This is a genomic window from Aeromicrobium wangtongii (assembly GCF_024584515.1).
In the GTDB taxonomy this organism is placed as follows: Bacteria; Actinomycetota; Actinomycetes; order Propionibacteriales; family Nocardioidaceae; genus Aeromicrobium; species Aeromicrobium wangtongii.
Genome location: NZ_CP102173.1, coordinates 3,028,483 through 3,045,279 on the forward strand (window position 1 = coordinate 3,028,483; position 16,797 = coordinate 3,045,279).

The 16,797-nt window shown below is 71.9% G+C and carries 18 protein-coding genes; 5 read left to right on the forward strand and 13 right to left on the reverse strand.

Translation table 11 applies throughout. The annotated features are described in order from the left end of the window. Positions 1-121: 121 nt before the first annotated feature. Positions 122-2,155, reverse strand: a complete 2,034-nt coding sequence (locus NQV15_RS14810) for an MDR family MFS transporter (RefSeq protein WP_232400931.1) — start codon at positions 2,153-2,155, stop codon at positions 122-124. A gap of 71 nt (positions 2,156-2,226) precedes the next feature. On the opposite strand from NQV15_RS14810, the gene NQV15_RS14815 reads away from it, so the two are divergent. From NQV15_RS14815 to NQV15_RS14830, 4 genes are all read left to right on the forward strand, one after another. Beyond that, positions 2,227-3,381, forward strand: coding sequence for a class I SAM-dependent methyltransferase (locus tag NQV15_RS14815; protein ID WP_232400929.1), 1,155 nt, complete (start codon positions 2,227-2,229; stop codon positions 3,379-3,381). Between the two features lie 94 nt (positions 3,382-3,475). After that, positions 3,476-4,186: a LamB/YcsF family protein gene (locus NQV15_RS14820; RefSeq protein ID WP_232400927.1), complete on the forward strand. Its 711-nt coding sequence runs from the start codon at positions 3,476-3,478 to the stop codon at positions 4,184-4,186. Next, complete coding sequence (locus NQV15_RS14825) at positions 4,186-4,764, forward strand: 5-oxoprolinase subunit B family protein (protein WP_232400925.1); 579 nt, start codon at positions 4,186-4,188, stop codon at positions 4,762-4,764. The genes NQV15_RS14820 and NQV15_RS14825 overlap by 1 nt, the downstream gene beginning before the upstream one ends. Next, on the forward strand, positions 4,761-5,609 hold the full coding sequence (locus NQV15_RS14830) for a 5-oxoprolinase subunit C family protein (protein ID WP_232400923.1): 849 nt from the start codon (positions 4,761-4,763) through the stop codon (positions 5,607-5,609). The genes NQV15_RS14825 and NQV15_RS14830 overlap by 4 nt, the downstream gene beginning before the upstream one ends. A 2-nt stretch (positions 5,610-5,611) precedes the next feature. Here the strand turns inward: NQV15_RS14830 and NQV15_RS14835 are convergent, their stop codons facing one another. Together NQV15_RS14835 and tsaD are read right to left on the reverse strand one after the other, a co-directional pair. Continuing rightward, positions 5,612-7,270, reverse strand: coding sequence for a glycoside hydrolase family 3 N-terminal domain-containing protein (locus NQV15_RS14835; RefSeq protein WP_232400921.1), 1,659 nt, complete (start codon positions 7,268-7,270; stop codon positions 5,612-5,614). 3 nt (positions 7,271-7,273) lie between these two features. After that, positions 7,274-8,320, reverse strand: coding sequence for a tRNA (adenosine(37)-N6)-threonylcarbamoyltransferase complex transferase subunit TsaD (gene tsaD / locus NQV15_RS14840; protein ID WP_232400919.1), 1,047 nt, complete (start codon positions 8,318-8,320; stop codon positions 7,274-7,276). Positions 8,321-8,390: 70 nt separating this feature from the next. Here tsaD and NQV15_RS14845 point away from each other — a divergent pair, with 70 nt between their 5' ends. Next, positions 8,391-8,891 (forward strand): DinB family protein, encoded by a 501-nt coding sequence (locus NQV15_RS14845; protein WP_232400916.1) that lies wholly within the window; start codon positions 8,391-8,393, stop codon positions 8,889-8,891. 73 nt (positions 8,892-8,964) lie between these two features. Here the strand turns inward: NQV15_RS14845 and NQV15_RS14850 are convergent, their stop codons facing one another. The 10 genes from NQV15_RS14850 to NQV15_RS14895 all read right to left on the reverse strand — a co-directional run bounded on the left by NQV15_RS14850 (position 8,965) and on the right by NQV15_RS14895 (position 16,796). After that, a complete protein-coding gene (locus tag NQV15_RS14850; protein ID WP_232400915.1) occupies positions 8,965-9,270 on the reverse strand; it encodes a DUF427 domain-containing protein in 306 nt (101 codons plus the stop codon). Positions 9,271-9,345: 75 nt separating this feature from the next. Beyond that, the gene (locus NQV15_RS14855; protein WP_232400913.1) at positions 9,346-10,107 is read right to left on the reverse strand and encodes a lysophospholipid acyltransferase family protein; all 762 of its coding nucleotides are present in this window, start codon (positions 10,105-10,107) and stop codon (positions 9,346-9,348) included. Positions 10,108-10,186: 79 nt separating this feature from the next. Then, positions 10,187-10,600, reverse strand: a complete 414-nt coding sequence (locus NQV15_RS14860) for a DUF5709 domain-containing protein (RefSeq protein WP_232400903.1) — start codon at positions 10,598-10,600, stop codon at positions 10,187-10,189. Between the two features lie 38 nt (positions 10,601-10,638). Next, on the reverse strand, positions 10,639-11,073 hold the full coding sequence (rimI, locus tag NQV15_RS14865; RefSeq protein ID WP_232400901.1) for a ribosomal protein S18-alanine N-acetyltransferase: 435 nt from the start codon (positions 11,071-11,073) through the stop codon (positions 10,639-10,641). Further along, positions 11,070-11,702: a tRNA (adenosine(37)-N6)-threonylcarbamoyltransferase complex dimerization subunit type 1 TsaB gene (gene tsaB / locus NQV15_RS14870; protein WP_232400898.1), complete on the reverse strand. Its 633-nt coding sequence runs from the start codon at positions 11,700-11,702 to the stop codon at positions 11,070-11,072. Before tsaB ends, rimI begins: the two co-directional genes overlap by 4 nt. Positions 11,703-11,922: 220 nt before the next feature. Beyond that, a complete protein-coding gene (tsaE, locus tag NQV15_RS14875; RefSeq protein ID WP_232400890.1) occupies positions 11,923-12,900 on the reverse strand; it encodes a tRNA (adenosine(37)-N6)-threonylcarbamoyltransferase complex ATPase subunit type 1 TsaE in 978 nt (325 codons plus the stop codon). Beyond that, positions 12,897-13,883: an alpha/beta fold hydrolase gene (locus NQV15_RS14880; RefSeq protein WP_232400879.1), complete on the reverse strand. Its 987-nt coding sequence runs from the start codon at positions 13,881-13,883 to the stop codon at positions 12,897-12,899. Before NQV15_RS14880 ends, tsaE begins: the two co-directional genes overlap by 4 nt. Then, on the reverse strand, positions 13,880-15,004 hold the full coding sequence (alr, locus tag NQV15_RS14885; protein WP_232400877.1) for an alanine racemase: 1,125 nt from the start codon (positions 15,002-15,004) through the stop codon (positions 13,880-13,882). The genes NQV15_RS14880 and alr overlap by 4 nt, the downstream gene beginning before the upstream one ends. A gap of 2 nt (positions 15,005-15,006) precedes the next feature. Beyond that, a complete protein-coding gene (locus NQV15_RS14890; protein WP_232400876.1) occupies positions 15,007-16,449 on the reverse strand; it encodes a bifunctional ADP-dependent NAD(P)H-hydrate dehydratase/NAD(P)H-hydrate epimerase in 1,443 nt (480 codons plus the stop codon). Next, positions 16,443-16,796: a holo-ACP synthase gene (locus NQV15_RS14895; protein WP_232400874.1), complete on the reverse strand. Its 354-nt coding sequence runs from the start codon at positions 16,794-16,796 to the stop codon at positions 16,443-16,445. Before NQV15_RS14895 ends, NQV15_RS14890 begins: the two co-directional genes overlap by 7 nt. Between the last annotated feature and the right edge of the window lies 1 nt (position 16,797).

Genomic DNA, 16,797 nt, shown 5'->3' on the forward strand with positions numbered 1-16,797 from the left:
TGTCGACCTCCCCTTTCAACGGTGAAACGTTGGACGTTGGTGAGGACGCCGTCGCGGGGGTCGTTCTCACCGGTGAATTGGCACTCTCATGGTGGGAGTGCCAGTACCAAAGTTAGCACTCTCACGAGGCGACTGCTACCGGCTCCTGGCCACGTTCTGCGATCTCTTTCAGGAGGCGCTCGATGATGCGCTGGATTGCAGCGTCGATCACCGGTTCGTCCACGTCGTCGATGCCCTCCAGATGGCCGACGATCCACGTCTTGGCGAACGCACCGAGCTCGTGCATGGCCTCGGTGCCCCTCGGCGTCATCGTGAGATCGGCCAGCGAACCGGCCAGGTGCCCCGAGTGCAGCAGGCTCTGGAACGTCGGCTGCAGGACGATCGCCGGCACCCGGTGCGCTTGCGCGACATCGCCCAGGCTGGCCGGATGGCCCGCCCGGGCACGCCCGTGCACCTCCAGCAGGGCCCAGGTCCGGCCCTCGTCGAGCCCCAGGTCGGCGTCCTGCATGATCTGGAGCAGCGGGCGGCCGTGGTCGGCGTACACCAGCCGCGCGATGCGCGTGGCCAACCGGTCCTCGGCGCTCGCGGAGTCCGGCATCGCGAAACCCTCCCCCAGATCGGCCGCACCGGGCTTGACGCTTCCGTGCAGCGTGACCTGCGGGATCAACAGGGCGATCAGGAGTCCCAGCAGCGCCACGGGCGCCGCCCACACGAAGACGTGGTCGAGCGACTCGGCATAGGCATGGACGACCGGCTGGATCGTCTGGTCCGGGAGCTTGTGCAGCGCCGACGGCGTGGACGCGTCCTGGGGTGTCACCGCTCCCTTGGTCGCCGCGATCGCCTCGGGCAGGCGGCCGGACAAGAAGTTGGAGTACAGCGAGCCGAACACCGCTGCGCCGAACGCACCCCCCAAGGTGCGGAAGAAGGTGACCGCGGAGGTCGCGACGCCGAGGTCGCGGTAGTCGACGGTGTTCTGCACGATGATGGTCAGTACCTGCATCGATGCCCCGATGCCGAGGCCCAGCACGAACATCGACCCGGCCTCCTGGAGCGCCGGGCTGCTCTCGTCGAGCCGGCTGAGCAGCAGCAGGCCGATCGCGATGACCGGGGTCCCGACCACCGGGAAGATCTTGTACCGCCCGGTCTTGCTGACGATGTTGCCCGAGGTGATCGCGGTGAGCATCAGGCCCAGCACCATCGGCAGCATCCGCACGCCGGAGTCCATGGCATTCACGCCGTCGACGTACTGCAGGAACGTCGGCAGGAAGGTGATCGAGCCCATCATGGCGAACCCGACGACGAACGAGAGCGCACAGCACGTCCAGAACACCCGTTCCTTGAACAGGCGCATCGGCAGGATCGGCTCGATTGCGCGCAGCTCGACCAGCACGAAGATCCCGAGGGCCAGCGCTCCGCCGGCGAACAGGCCGATGATCGTGGGCGACCCCCACGGGTGCGTGGTGCCGCCCCAGCTGGTCGCCAGCACCAGGCACGTCGAACCGATCGTGATGAACACGATCCCGACGTAGTCGATGACCTGGCGACCCTTCGCCCGGACGTTGGGGAGCGTGCGGCCCGCGACCGCGATGACCACCAGGGCGAGCGGCACGTTGATGTAGAACACCCAGCGCCAGCTCAGGTTGTCGGTGAAGAAACCGCCCAGCAGCGGCCCCAGCACGGTGGTGATGCCGAAGACCGCGCCGAGCGCGCCCTGGTAACGGCCACGGTCGCGCAGCGGGATGATGTCGGCGATCAGGGCGGTCGCGGTGACGGTGAGACCGCCGGCACCCAGGCCCTGGAGCGCGCGGGAGCCGATCAGCCAGCCCATGCCCTGGGCCATGCCGCACAGCGCCGATCCGATGATGAACATCGCGACGGACAGCTGGAAGATCGTCTTGCGACCGAACTGGTCGCCGAACTTGCCGATGACGGCCGTGACGACGGTCTGCGCCAGCAGGTAGGACGTCACCACCCACGAGACGTGGTCGCCGCCGCCGAGGTCGCCGACGATCGTGGGCAGCGCCGTCGACACGACCGTGGAGTCCAGCGCCGCCAGCAGCATCCCCAGCGCGATGGTCAAGAAGGCGACCGTGCGCGCCCGTCCGGTCAGCGTGTGCGCCTCGGGCGCTCGTTGCTCCGCCATCGCCGTTGCCATGGCTAGACGCTGGCACAGGCCCGCCCGGACGTCGCCCGCCAAAGGTCCCGGGCGACCGGCAGACTTGGGGCATGGACCCGGAGACGTTCGCCCAGCTCATGACCCCGGCGGGGCAGCAGCTCCTCGCCGAGATCGCCGCGCGGGCCGGCGTCGAGAGCGATCTCGCCCTGGGCACCCGGTTGCGCAGGACCTACGACCCGGCGCTCGTGGCCGCCGCGGTGACCCAGAACCACCTGCGGGGCAAGGCAGCCGGCAAGTTCGGCGCGGCCGCCGGGCGCATGTACTTCACCCACGACGCCCTCGAGCAGTCCACCCGGATGCGGGTCGCGCAGCATCGCGCCGAGCGGCTGGCCGCGACCGGCGCTTCCTCGGTCGTGGATCTCGGCTGCGGCATCGGCGGCGACCTGATCGCGCTGGCCCGAGCCGGGCTCGCGGTCCGCGGGGTCGAGAAGGATCCCGTCCGGGCCGCGATCGCCGAGGCGAACCTGCGCGCGCTGGGACTGCCCGGCGAGGTGGTCTGCGCCGATGCGCAGGAGGTGTCGATTCGTCCCGACGAGGTCGCCTTCATCGACCCGGCGCGACGGGACGGACGCGGCCGGACGTTCTCGACCGCCGATCTGCAGCCGCCCTGGGACTGGGTCCGCGAGCTGTTGGCAGGGCGGGCGGTCGCGAAGGTCATGCCGGGCCTGGCGCACGATGCGGTCCCCGACGGGGTCGAGGCCGAGTGGGTCAGCGACGGCGGGGACCTGGTCGAGGCCTGCCTGTGGGGCGTGCCGTTCGCCGCAGCAGGCCGCCGCGCCACGGTGCTCCCGTCCGGGGCGGAGCTGGTCGCGACCGGGCGGCCCGCCGAGGTCGGCGACGTCGGGGCGTACCTGTACGAGCCCGACGACGCGGTCATCCGCGCCGGCCTGGTCGGCGAGCTCGCGGCCATGATCGACGGGCGGCTGCCCGATCCGCACATCGCCTACGTCAGCTCGGATGCGGCCGTGGAGACGCCGCTGGCCCGCGGGTTCCGGATCGTCCAGGAGCTGCCGTTCCGCGAGAAGCCGCTCAAGGCCGCCCTGCAGGCCCGGGGCGTCGGGACGCTGACGATCAAGAAGCGCGGCGTCGACATCGTCCCCGAGGAAGTGATCCGCAGGATGAAGCTCAAGGGCAGGAACGAGGCCATCGTGGTGATGACCCGCGTGCAGGGCCAGGGCCGCGCCTACCTGGTCGAGAGGCTCTAGCCATGCCCTGGACCAAAATTTGGCCTCTCAGCAACCGTTTCCCTGCTTCGCATCAACCAAAAGGGTTGATCGGCCGCCAAATCTTGGGGGGCTCGTGCGCATCGACCTGAACGCGGACCTCGGTGAGTCGTGGGAGCGGTGGCGCTCCGGCGAGGACGTCCGCCTGCTGGACGTCGTCACGTCCGCCAATGTGTGCTGCGGTGCATATGCCGGCGACGCCGAGCTCATGCGGGTCACCTGCGAGGCGGCGGTCTCGCGCGGCGTGGCGATCGGGGCACAGGTCGGCTACCCCGACCGGGACGGCTTCGGGCGGGTTTTCGTCGACCTGCCACCCGCAGCCCTGCGCCGCGAGGTCGTGCGCCAGGTGCGGCTGCTGGACGACATCGCGACGTCCGCCGGGGGTGCCGTCACGTACGTCAAGCCGCACGGCGCGCTCTACAACACGATCGTCCACCACGAGGAGCACGCCCGGGCCGTGGTCGACGCGATGCTCGACCTGGACGCCCCCCTGCCGCTGCTCGGCCTGCCCGGCTCGCGAGCGCTGGAGATCGCGGTCGACGCGGGCCTGTCGGTCGTCCACGAGGGCTTCGCCGACCGGGCCTACACCGCCGCAGGACGCCTGGTGCCGCGCAGCGAGCCGGGTGCCGTCCTGGACGATCCGTCCGCCGTCGCGGCCCAGGCCGTGCGGCTGCACCGCGACGTCGCCTCGATCTGCGTGCACAGCGACTCCCCCGGCGCGCTCGACCTGGCCCGCGCCGTCCGCATCGCGCTGGAGGGCGCGGGCGCCGAGGTCACGAGCGCCTGATGAGGATCCTGCCCTGCGGCGACCGGGCCGTGCTGATCGACTGCGCATCGCTCGACGAGGCACAGGGCTGGTTCGCCGCGCTCGAGAACCGCGCGGAGGTCGTGCTCGGCGCCCGGACGGTCCTCGTGCGCGGTGAGCCCGCCGAGGCGCGGGCGCTGATCGGCGGCACGCGGCCCGGGCCCTCCGCGGCCGACAGCGGCGCGACGGTCGAGATCCCGGTGACGTACGACGGGGACGATCTCGCCGACGTCGCATCGCTGACCGGCCTCACTCCCGACGAGGTCGTGGCCGCGCACACCGGGACCCCGTGGACCGTGGCCTTCACCGGCTTCGCCCCGGGTTTCAGCTATCTGGTCGGCGGCGACCCACGCCTGAACGTCCCGCGGCGCAGCTCGCCGCGCTCCAGCGTCCCGCCCGGTGCGGTCGGCCTGGCCGGTGAGTTCAGCGGCGTCTACCCGCGTCGCTCCCCCGGCGGCTGGCAGCTGATCGGCCGGACGTCATTGGCGATGTGGGACTCCGCGCGCGACCGTCCGGCGCTGCTGGTCGCCGGCTGCACGGTGCGGTTCGTGGTCGCATGACATTCGTCGTCGAGCACTCCGGGCACGGCAGCCTCCTGCAGGACCTCGGGCGCCCCGGCATGGGCCACCTGGGGGTCGGCGCATCGGGCGCCTTCGACCGCGGCGCGCTGCGCCAGGTCAACGCCCTGCTCGGCAACGACGTGGGTGCCGCGGCCGTCGAGACGTACGGCGGCCTCGTCCTGCGCGCCCAGGAGCCGCACGTCATCGCCGTGGCCGGCGCAGCCGGACCGGTCCTGATCGACGGGCGTCCCGTCACCTCCGGGCGCGCGACACCGGTCAGGGCCGGGCAGCGTCTGGTGATCGAGCCGCCGACGATCGGTCTGCGGACCTACCTCGGAGCCGCCGGCGGAATCGCCGCACCGCCGGAGCTCGGGTCCGCGTCGTCCGACACCCTCAGCGGGCTGGGACCCCCGCTGCTCGCCGCCGGGCAGATCCTGGCCACCGCGCCGTCCGGTCCCATGCCCTGGCTCGACGACGTCCCCGCCCTCGGCCGATCCGGCGACATCGTCCTGGACGTGGTGCTGGGCCCGCGCGACGACTGGTTCACCCCGGCCTCCGTACGACGGCTGCTGCAGGACGCCTGGCAGGTCTCCCCCACGTCCGACCGGGTCGGCGTCCGGCTCGAGGGCACCGCGCTGGAGCGGGTCGTGCACCACGAGCTGCCCAGTGAGCCGGTCGTGCGGGGCAGCATCCAGGTCTCGGCCGCGGGCCAGCCGATGATCTTCGGGCCCGATCACCCGGTCACCGGCGGGTACCCGGTGATCGCCGTGGTCACCGATCCGCACACCGACCGGCTCGCCCAGGCCCGCCCCGGCCAGGTGGTGCGGTTCAGCCGCGTCGGCTGAGCTCAGCAGCGGGTCGGCGCCGGCAGCCCGATGTCGACCGGCAGCTTGCCCTGGGCCCGTGCCTTGCCCATCAGGATCTTGACCAGGGCACGCATCGCCGGGACGTCCCGGCCGTACAGCGCGACCTTGGTGGGCGCCGAGCTGCGCGCGAGGCCGTACGGCGTGTCGGTGGACACCACCACCGCGGCGCTCGCGGCGGGCACGCCTGGTCCCAGCAGCGCGACCGACGTCCCGGACCCCAGCGGCAGACCGGCTTCCTGGGCGGCGACACGGAACGCGGCGACCGCCTCTGCCGAGCCGGACGGCATGACCGCGGTGATCTTCGGGACCGGGCACGGGTGGGCGACGACAGTAGCCGCGTGCAGGCTCAGCTGCTCGGACTGCTCTTCGTGGCTGCCCGGCTCGCCCGGGAGCTGCGGCGAGGCCTGCGAGTGCAGCAGGTACGCGATCGTCCGCGCTGCCGAGTCGCGGGCCTGCTGCTCGGGGATCTCGCCGGACTTCAGCGCCTTGAGCACGGCGTCGTACGCCTGCTCGTTGTCCGCCGGCATCAGGGCGAGGTCGCTGCCGGCCTTGATCGCCTCGACCGTGGCCTGGCCGCCGGGGTACCGCTGCATCACCGCGCCCATGCCCAAGGAGTCGCTGATGACCAGGCCGTCGTAGCCCAGGTTCTCGCGCAGGCCCGTCGTGATGACCTTGCGCGACATCGACGCCGGGACACCGGCCTCGATCGCGCGGACGTCCAGGTGCCCCGTCATGATGCCGGGCGCCGCGGCCGTGACCGCCGCCTCGAACGGCACGAGATCGTGCGTGCGCAGCCGTTGCTTGTCGCTCTCGAGACGCGGCAGGCCCTTGTGGCTGTCGGTGCTGACGTTGTGCCCCGGGAAGTGCTTGACCGCCGAGATCATGCCCGCCTCGGAGTAGCCCTTCACCGCGGCGACCACGGCCTTGGCGACCGTCTGCGCATCGGAGCCGGCCGAGCGGCTGCCGATGATGGGGTCGGCGGGCCCGATCGTGATGTCGCCGTCGGGGGCGAACACGGTGTTGTAGCCGGCCGCCCGCAGCTCGGCGCCGGATGCCTGCGCCGCCGCCGTGACGGTCGCCGCACCGGTGTCACCGTGGCCCGCGATGGCCGCGCCCGCCGACATGAACGTCGGGAACGTCGTCAGCGGATCGGTCAGGCGCGCGACCAGCCCACCCTCCTGGTCGATCGGCACCATGACCGGGAAGCCGCGGTCGCCGCCGGCCTCCTGCAGCTCCTGGTTGAACGCCTTGACCTCGGTCAGCGGGTCGTCGGTCGTGACGTCCAGGATCTGCTGGCCGGTCACCATGACCCCGGCGAAGTGCTTGTCGCGCACGAGCGCCAGCGACGACTCGTTGGAGAAGCTCCGGGCGACGATGAGCTGGCCGGCCAGGTCCTCCAGCGGCAGGGCGTCGGCCAGCACGGCGGCCTGCGTCCGCTCCGCCTTCGTCGGCCCCCAGCCGGTCGGGGCCTTCTTCGCCGGCGAGCTCGTCTCGGCGGCACCCGGCGCGGCCGCGGCGTCGTCGTTCGACTCCTGCCCGGTCCACCACACGGCGCCGCCGACGATCAGGGCGATGCCGACCACGATCGCGGCCAGGACCGGCAGCGGTCGGCGGAGCAGGGGCGTGCGGGAGCTCTCCACGGACTAGGCCGCCACGACCTGCGTCACGGGCATGCTGGAGTCGGCCGGCAGGTCCAGCGAGGACGGCGCGATGCCGCGCCGGACGACCTCCGCGCCCAGGGCCGCCACCATCGCGCCGTTGTCGGTGCACAGGCCGAGGCGCGGGATGCGGACCTTGATGCCCGCCTTGGCGGCGCGCTCCTGCGCGAAGTGGCGCAGCCGCGCGTTCGCCGCGACGCCACCGCCGATGATCAACGTGTCGACATCGTGCTCCAGGCACGCCGCGATGGTCTTCTTGGTCAGCACGTCGCACACGGCGTCCTGGAACGAGGCGGCGACGTCGGCGGTGTTGACCGGCCGACCCATCCGGTGCTCGTGCTGGACATGACGGGACACGGCGCTCTTGAGGCCCGAGAAGGAGAAGTCGTAACGGTGCTTGTCCATGTCGCGGCCCGTCGTGAGGCCCCTCGGGAACGCGATCGCGGTGGGGTCGCCGTCGCGGGCGACCCGGTCGATGTGCGGGCCGCCGGGATACGGCAGGTCGAGCAGACGGGCCACCTTGTCGAAGGCCTCCCCCGCCGCGTCGTCGATCGTCTGGCCGAGCATCGTGATGCCGGTGACGATGTCGTCGACCAGCAGCAGCTCGGTGTGCCCGCCACTGACCAGCAGCGCCGCGACCCGCTCGCCGAAGCGTCCGTGCTCGAGCTGGTCGACCGCGACGTGGGCGGCGAGGTGGTTGACCCCGTAGAGCGGCTTGTCGTGCGCCAGCGCCAGGGCCTTGGCGGCTGCGACGCCGACCAGCAGCGCGCCGGTCAGGCCGGGGCCGCTCGTGACGGCGATCGCGTCGACGTCCTGCACCCGGATGCCCGACTCGGCATACGCCTGCTCCAGGGTCGGGACCATCGCCTCGAGGTGCGCGCGGCTGGCGACCTCGGGGACGACGCCGCCGAAACGGACGTGCTGCTCCATGCTCGAGCTCAGTGCGTGCGCGAGCAGCTCGGCGCCGCGGACGATGCCGACACCCGTCTCGTCGCAGGACGACTCGATGCCCATCACCAGCGGTTCACTCACCCGCACATTGTGTCAGGCACCCGGGAACCGATCATGTTGCCACCGGGCTCCGGTGTGGCACTGTGGGCAGATGACGCGCACCGACGACATCCCTGACGCGTACGACGAGCGGTCGGTCCTGCTGCAGATGCTGCACTACACGCAGGACACCGCGGTCGCGAAGGTCAGCGGCCTCAGCGAGGAGCTGGCCCACCGGGCTCCCCTTCCCGAGTCGCCGCTGATGACCCCGGTCAACCTGCTCAACCACCTGCGGTGGGTCGAGCGCTCGTGGGTCAACGCCGATCTGTTCGGTGGCGAGGACGAGGCGCCGTGGACCGACGAGGACCCGGACGCCGAGTTCCGCCAGGGCGAGGACCTCACGGTCACCGAGGCGATCGAGCTGTACGAGCAGGAGGCCGCCCGCACGCGCGCCACCTTCGCCGAGGTCGAGCTCGACATGGTCCGCCGCGGTGGACGCGAGCAGCCCGTGACCGCGCGCTGGATCCTGCTGCACCTCATCGAGGAGACGGCCCGCCACAACGGACACCTCGACATCCTGCGCGAGCTGGCCGACGGCAGCACGGGCGACTGACCCGGGACGTCATCCCGGGCGGGGCGCCTGCGGCACGTGCGGGATGACGTTGGCGCGGCGGAGTCGCCGCCGGCTACTCCGCGATCGCGACCTGGGACTTGTCGAAGGCGACGTAGCCGGCGAAGTCCTGCCCGACCCGGTCGGCGGCGCCCGCCAGCGGCTCGGGGTACGACCACCCGCCGTCGGGAGCGACGTCCTCACCCGAACCGACGTTCCAGTACTGCGCGTCGCCCTTCCAGGGGCAGTGGTACTGGGTGGGGCTCTTCTCGAAGGCACCCTCGGCCAGGCTCGCCGGCGGGAAGTACCAGTTGCCCTCGATCTTCACGAGGTCCTCGGTGGGTGCCTCGGCGACGACGGTGGATCCGATGACTGCCTTCATGTGTGCCTCCTGGGTGGGGTTGATCCAGTCTGCACCCGCAGGACCCTCCGCGCCGGACGATCTGAACGCCCTGGCTCAGCTCCCGGTGCGCTCCGCGCGACGGGCCGCCCGGGCGGCGTACTCCTGCTCGTCGAGCTTCGCCGCCTCCTCGAGGGTCGGAGCGGTGCCGCCGTGCCGCGCCGGGGCCCACCACTGACCCACGGGGCTGAGCGGGTACTCCAGGATCGCGCGGTCCAGCAGATCGCTCATCGCTGCGCGCAGCCGCGCCGTCTCGGCGACGGGATCCTCCCCCGTGACGTCCAGGGGGGCACCGACGTGCAGGCCGATCGTCTTGCCGCGGCCCAGGAGGTCCGAGGGGTGGTCCTTGGTCTTGAGCAGCTGCGTGCCCCAGGTGACCATCGGGATCAGCGGGACGCCCGCCTCGGCGGCCATCCGCACGGCCCCGGTCTTGAGATCCTTGATCTCGAAGGAGCGGCTGATGGTCGCCTCGGGGAAGATGCCGACGATCTCACCGTCGCGTGCATAGCGGACCGCGTCGTCGTACGACTGCTGGCCGTTGGCGCGGTCGACGCTGATGTGGTGGAACGAGCGCATGATCGGCCCGGAGATCTTGTGGTCGAAGGCGTCCTTCTTGGCCATGAACCGCACCAGACGGTCGCTGGGCTGGGCGGCGAGGCCGTCGAAGATGAAGTCGACGTAGCTGATGTGGTTGGCCGCCAGGATGGCGCCGCCGGTGCGCGGGATGTGCTCGGTGCCGGACGTCTGGAACTTCATGCCGAGCACCTTGAACAGCGTCTTGGCGGTGATGATCGTGGCCGGGTACGTGTAGTCGCGCATGCGGTCAGGGTAGTGCACACGCGTGCACTCGGCTCCGTGGCCGAGTGCACGCACGGGCACTGATTCCGGGGTTCTGCGGTCAGTCCTGGTCGTCGACGATGTGGACAGCGGCCTCCTCGGCGCTGGCCGCGGCGCCGTCGATGCCCACGTCCTCGCCCACGAGGTCCTTCTCGGTGTCCTCGCCGATGCCGCCGTCGGGGTCGACCAGGCGTCCGGCGCGCACGGAGCCGACCTCGCCGTCGTCGAGGTTCTCCGGCTCGGGCGCGTACGGATCGGGCTCGGGCTCCTCCTGGCGCAGGCGCTCCTCGAGGCTCTCGCCCTCCAGCTGCTCCTCGGCCGTCGTGCCGAATCCCTCGCCGCGGTACTTCTCCGGCGGCGAGTATCCCTGGTCCATGACCTCGTCGGGATCGTCGAAGATCGCGTCCTGGTCGGGACCGATCCCGTCCGTCGGGAGGGTTTCTGCCGTGTCGGGGGTCTCAGGTACTTCGGTCATGCATCCAGCCTTCCACGGTCCGGCAATGCGGCAACCGGTCAGCGCCACTCCTGGATCGTGATCTGCATGACGCGCGCGTCGACGCCGCCGGCGTAGTAGCCGCGGCGGGTGCTGATGGTGTCGAAGCCGTGTGCCTCGTACAGCCCGATGGCCGCGGTGTTGTCGGCAGCGACCTCCAGGAGCATCCGATCCGCACCGAGGTCGCGGGCCCGGTCCACCAGGTCGGTCAGCAGCTCCCTGGCCAGACCACGTCCCCGGAACTGCGGCAGCACCGCGATGCGGTCCAGGTCGGCGACGTCCCCCGCCAACGAGATCGCGCCGTAGCCTGCGACGTCATCGCTGACCAGCACGATGTGCCGGTCGCTGGCGATCTCGTCGGCCACCAGCCGCTCGCTCCAGGCCGAGGCTCCGAAGCAGGCCTGCTCGATCGCGACGATCGCCGCGACGTCGTCCGCGTCAGCCGGCCGGCTCATGCGCGCTTGACGGCGACCTGCGGGACGGCATCGGGGCGACGCAGGTACAACGGCTCCAACGGCAGCCGGGCCGCTCGTCCCGACACCACGAGCTCGGCCAGGGCAGCGGCGCGCGGGCTGGCCGCGCCGGCGGCGCGCAGGACACCGTCGTAGAGCTGGGCGCCCTGGCCGTAGGCCGGCAGATCAGGATGCTGCGCCGCCAGGTCGGCGGGCTTGAGGACGTGCGGTCCGTCGAGGCGGACGTGCCCACCCCCGTACCGGGCCCAGTAGACCTCCTTGCGGCGGGCGTCCGTCGCCACCAGGAACTCGCCCTCGACCTGCACGTCGGCCGCGACGATGTCCAGCGAGCACACGCCGTGCGTCACCAGTCCCAGCGTCGAGCCGAGCGTCAGGGCAGTGACGACGCCGACGCGCAGCCCCGTGAAGGGTCCCGGCCCGACGCCGACGGCGACATCGGTGAGATCGCCCATCGCCGCACCGGCCTGCGCCATGGCCTCGCGGATCGCTGGCGCGAGCAGCTCGCCGTGTGCCATCGCGCCCTCGCCGGACGCCTCGCCGACCACCCGCTGGCCGTCGTGGACGGCGACCGTGATGACCGGAGTGGCAGTGTCGAACGCAAGCAGCAGCACACCCGCCACCCTAACGCTGACGCGTGGGTTACGACCCGTGAGGCGTGGGTTACGCACGCCGACGCGTGGGTTACGCACGCTGAGGCGTGGCTTTCGCACGCCCGCGCGTGGGTTGTCACTGACAACAACCCACGCGTCACGGTTCACAACCCACGCGTCACGGTTCACAACCCACGCCTCACGGTTCACAACCCACGCGTCAGCGTTTGGGGGGGTGGGGTCAGGCGAGCAGGGTGGAGCGCAGGGGCACGCCGACCCAGCGGGGGCCGTGCGGCTTGATGGTGACGACCCGCGCCTCGAACTCCTCGGGGACGTCCCCGTCGTGGGGGGTGCCCAGGGGATCGATCGGACGGGGGCCGCGCACCTCGATCTTGACGTGCAGCCAGCTGTCGGTGAGCTGCTCGGCCATGCCGTCACCCCACTCGACGACCGTCACGGCCAGGTCGGTGGTCGAGTCGAGGTCGAGGTCGTCGATCTCGCTCAGGTCACCCAGGCGATACGCATCGACGTGCACCAACGGCGGCCCGCCGACCAGGGACGGATGCGTGCGCGCCAGCACGAACGTCGGCGACGTGACGGGCCCACGGACGCCGAGCGCCTCGCCGAGCCCTTGGGTGAACGTCGTCTTGCCGGCGCCCAGGTCGCCGGACAGGACCAGGAGATCGCCGGCGTGCAGCAACGGCGCCAGCCTCGCCGCGAGCCCCTGCATCTCCTCGGGCGTGGGCACCTCACGCGCCAGCCACAACGTCTTGCCGAACTCGATGAACGGCCCCTGCCGGCCGACCGGCTCGTACAGCCGTCGCGACCAGAACTTCACCGTCTCCGGCAGCTCCTCGCGGACGTTGAGCCAGATGCCGTCCTTGCCGCGCTCCTCGGCGGTGTCCTCGGCGACACCGACCATCGCCGACGCGACACCGCGCGCCTGGATGTCGGGGTCGACGCAGACCCGTCGCAGGCCGAGCTGGCCTGGCCGCGACTCGTCGAACAGCAGCGCACCCATCGGCAGCCCACGGCGCTCGACCAGCAGGCCACCGGCGGTCCGCAGGGTCTCCGCGACGGACTCGACCGTCTCGTCCAGTGCCGTCGTCGGTGGATCGAGGACCGGCCGCGCGCCGAATGAACGATGGATGATGTCCACGATCACCCCAGCGTGCTCGGGCCGCGCGTCGATGACGTTGAGGGCGTTGCTGGGGCTCACATGTCCTCCCGCACATCGGCCAGGACGTCCTCGATGGCCTGGGTCACGGCCTCGTGGTCCTCGAACATCAGCATGTGACCGACATCGGGCAGGACCACGAGCTTGGCGTCCGGGATCAGGTCGGCCAGCCGCCTGCTGTGCCTGACCGGCGTCAGCAGATCAGCGGTGCCCCCCACGACGGTGGTGCGGGCGCGGCCCAGCGCCGCGAGTCCCGCCTCGAGGTCGAGGTCGACGAAGTTGGGGTAGAAGTCGACCAGCACGTGCGTGGGCGCCTGCAGGATCATCTCGTTGGCCATGTCGGCGTGACGCTCGGCGGCTGCCGGCCCCAGGCCCCACCGACGGATGACCGAGTAGCTGTTGAATCGGCGTCCCCAGTCCAGCACCGGGGCGCCCGTGCGCAGCATCGGCACGAGGTATCGAAGGGCGGGACTGGTGCGCATCAGCTGCCCGGAGCTGGTGCCCAGCAGCACGACACCCTTGATGCGCCGCCCGAACAGCTCGGGGTGGGTCCGGGCCAGCTGCATGATCGTCATGCCGCCCATCGAGTGGCCGACCAGCACGATGGGGCCGCGCGGCACCAGCTGGTCGATGACGGTCAGCACGTCGTCCGCCAGATCGGCGAGCGTCGACCGCGTCACCGAGGCCCGGCCGGACCGTCCGTGGGACCGCGAGTCGAGGAAGACCATCCGCACCTGCCCCCGCAGCGCGAGCCGCTGGTAGTGCCAGATGTCGATGTTCTCGACCCAGCCGTGCAGGAAGACGATGGTGGGCGTCTTGCGGTCGGCCTCGTCGACCTCGACGTGCAGCGGCACCCCGTCGCTCGCGACGACCGTGAGGCCGTCGCTGCGGACGGTGCCGAACTCGACGTCCTCACCGCGCCGGCGCCGGCGCCTCGTGCGCTGGCGGCCGTTCAGCAGGGTCGCGGCGGCACCGGCCACCACGAAGGCCCCGGCCGTCCCGGCGAGCTTGACGGTCTTGCTCATGAGTTCTCACCCTTGTAGGTCCGCACGGTGCGGCCACCCAGCCGGGTGACCACCTCGTAGGCGATCGTTCCCGATGCCGCTGCCCAGTCTTCCGCAGTCGGCTCACCGTCATGACCCGGGCCGAACAGCGTTGCGATGTCACCCGGCTCGGCGGGACGATCGCCCAGGTCGACGACCAGCTGGTCCATGCAGACCCGTCCCGCGATCGGCGCGCGGGCGCCGCCGACCTGCACCTCGGCCCGGTTCGACGCCGAGATCGCGATGCCATCGCCATATCCCATCGGCACCAGGCCCAGCGTGGTCTCGCGCTCGGCCGTCCAGGTCTGCCCGTAGGACACCTTCGCCCCGGCGGGGACGCGCTTGACCTGCGCCAGCCGCGTCCGCAACGTCATGACGGGGGTCAGCCGGGTGGAGTACGTCATGCCCGAATCGGGGCGGATGCCATAGGCCGCGATGCCGATGCGGACCAGGTCGAAGTGCGCGGACGGCCGGACGAGCGTGGCTGCGGAGTTGCTGATGTGGCGGATCCCGTGCTCGAGACCTGCCGCCACCATCTGGTCGACGGCGGCGCGAAACACCGCCTCCTGGGAGTCATTGGCCGGGTGGTCGGGATCGTCCGCGCACGCGAAGTGCGACCAGACGCCGGTGATGTCGACGCGTCCGGCCGCGCGGGCCGACGACGCAGCCTCCACCAGCGCGGTCCACTCCTTGCCACGCGCACCATTGCGCGACAATCCCGTGTCGACCTTGAGCTGGACCCTCGGCCGTGACGGCGCGACGGCGATGATCTCCTCGAGCTGCGCGACCGACGAGGCCGTGACCTCGACATCGGCCTCGACCGCTGCGGCGAACGCGGCACCCGGGCTGGCCAGCCAGCACATCAGCGGGCCGCGGTCGCCCGCAGCACGCAGGGCGAGCGCCTCCTCGATCGTCGCGACGCCCAGCCACGACGACCCCGAGGCGCGCGCGGCTCGGGCCATCGGCACCATCCCGTGGCCGTACGCATTGGCCTTGACGACCGTCATGACCATCGACGACGGGGCGCACGCGGCGAGCGCCGCGATGTTCGCGCCGAAGGCATCGAGGTCGATGACGGCCTCGATCTGCGGATCGTGGGACATGTTCAGCTTCTCCAGTCGCGGACGTCGTCGAGGTGGCCGTCGTGGAAGGCGGCCACCGTGCCGGGCAGCGCCGCGGCGACGGCCGATGCCGTGACGGGACCGCCCCGGTTGGCGCGGATGCTCGCAGCGCCGTGCAGGAAGGCGGCCAGCGAGCCGGCGTCGTGCGGATCCGCGCCGGAGGCGAGCAGCGAACCGGCCAGCCCGGCCAGGACATCACCTGAGCCGGCGGTGCCGAGCCACGGCGAACCGGTCAGGTTCACCCGGGTCACCCGGCCGGGGGTGGCGATCAGCGTGCGCGCCCCCTTGAGCAGCACCGTGACCCCCCACCGTCGCGCCGCCTCGGTGACATGGCCCAGCGGATCGGCCTCGACCGTCTCACGCTGCACCCCCAGCATCTGGGCCAGCTCGCCGGCGTGCGGCGTCAGCAGCGCCGGGACGTCGAAGGAGTCGGGCACGTGCTGCAGGGCGCTCGCGTCGACCACGACCGGCACACCGTCGTCCAGCGCTGCGGCCAGCTGCGCCGCGGCGTCGTCGCCGCCGCCCGGGCCCACGACCCAGGCCTGCACGCGTCCGCGGCCGGCGACGACCTCGGGTGCCCGGTCGACCACTCGCCGGGCCAGCTCGGCCTCCCCCACGAAGCGCACCATGCCGGCCATGCCCGCCTGGGCGCCGGCGACGCACAGGTGCGCAGCACCGGCGTACTGCGTGGAGCCGGCGGCGATGCCGAGGACGCCACGGGAGTACTTGTGGCTGGTGGGGGCGCGCAGCCAGTCGAAGATCTCGGCCAGCAGGTGGCCGTCGGACGCCTCGATCGCCTCGATGTGCGGCGCCGGCAGGTGCGGGGCGAGGCCGATGTCGACGAGGTCGGGGATCGCCGCCGCGCCACGACCGGCCGCCCCGGCCGCCGGTCCGACCAGCAGGGCCGTCTTGTAGGTCCCGAACGTCACGGTCGCATCGGCGGTCACGTGGGTGGAGGGCAACGTCGCGCCGTCCACGTCGACGCCGGACGGCACGTCCACCGCCACGGTCCGCGGGCCGGTGGCGGCGATCCACTCGACCCACTCGGCGGCCCGTCCGGTCAGCCCGGGGCGGGCGCCGATGCCGAACACGGCATCCAGGCAGTGGCGCTGCTGCCCCGGACGCTCGACGACCTGCGCGCCGGCCGCCAGGGCGGCAGCGAGCCCGTCCGCGTGGACCGTGGACGGATCCAGCAGACACAGGTCGACCCGCACACCGCGGTCGAGCAGGTGCACCGCCGCGTACAGCGCGTCCCCGCCGTTGTTGCCCGGTCCGATCAGCGCCAGCAGCACCTCACCGGCCGGGATGTCGTCGAGCGCATCGGCCAGCCCTCGGGCGGCCCGGCGCATGAGCTCTCCATCGGGGAGACCGGCGGCCAGGGCCTGCTCGGCCGTGCGGATGTCGTCGACGGCGTGCGCGGTCAGCACTCGGCCACCACGAAAGCCGTCGCGACGGACACGTCGTGCGAGATCGACAGGTGCGCGGTGACGACACCCAGCTCGGCGCACCGGTCGAACGCTGCTCCGTGCAGGTGGAACTCGGGCGCTCCCTGCGGGGTGGCGATGATCTCGATGTCCTGCCACGACATGCCGGCCGGCGCGCGCAGCGCCTTGACGAACGCCTCCTTGGCCGCGAAGCGTCCGGCCAGTGACTCCACCGCGAGATCGGCCTCGGCCGGGGTGAACAGGCGGGTCCGAAGGCTCGGGGTGCGTTCCAGCGAGGTCGTGAACCGGGCGAGGTCCACGACATCGACGCCGATGCCCAGAATCGCCACG

What these genes read in the sequence shown, in the direction of transcription:
- NQV15_RS14810 (WP_232400931.1), bottom strand. Translation starts at nt 2,155, where the DNA reads ATGGCAACGGCGATGGCGGAGCAACGAGCGCCCGAGGCGCACACGCTG.
- NQV15_RS14815 (WP_232400929.1), top strand. Translation starts at nt 2,227, where the DNA reads ATGGACCCGGAGACGTTCGCCCAGCTCATGACCCCGGCGGGGCAGCAG.
- NQV15_RS14825 (WP_232400925.1), top strand. Translation starts at nt 4,186, where the DNA reads ATGAGGATCCTGCCCTGCGGCGACCGGGCCGTGCTGATCGACTGCGCA.
- NQV15_RS14830 (WP_232400923.1), top strand. Translation starts at nt 4,761, where the DNA reads ATGACATTCGTCGTCGAGCACTCCGGGCACGGCAGCCTCCTGCAGGAC.
- NQV15_RS14845 (WP_232400916.1), top strand. Translation starts at nt 8,391, where the DNA reads ATGACGCGCACCGACGACATCCCTGACGCGTACGACGAGCGGTCGGTC.
- NQV15_RS14850 (WP_232400915.1), bottom strand. Translation starts at nt 9,270, where the DNA reads ATGAAGGCAGTCATCGGATCCACCGTCGTCGCCGAGGCACCCACCGAG.
- NQV15_RS14855 (WP_232400913.1), bottom strand. Translation starts at nt 10,107, where the DNA reads ATGCGCGACTACACGTACCCGGCCACGATCATCACCGCCAAGACGCTG.
- NQV15_RS14860 (WP_232400903.1), bottom strand. Translation starts at nt 10,600, where the DNA reads ATGACCGAAGTACCTGAGACCCCCGACACGGCAGAAACCCTCCCGACG.
- rimI (WP_232400901.1), bottom strand. Translation starts at nt 11,073, where the DNA reads ATGAGCCGGCCGGCTGACGCGGACGACGTCGCGGCGATCGTCGCGATC.
- NQV15_RS14880 (WP_232400879.1), bottom strand. Translation starts at nt 13,883, where the DNA reads ATGAGCAAGACCGTCAAGCTCGCCGGGACGGCCGGGGCCTTCGTGGTG.
- alr (WP_232400877.1), bottom strand. Translation starts at nt 15,004, where the DNA reads ATGTCCCACGATCCGCAGATCGAGGCCGTCATCGACCTCGATGCCTTC.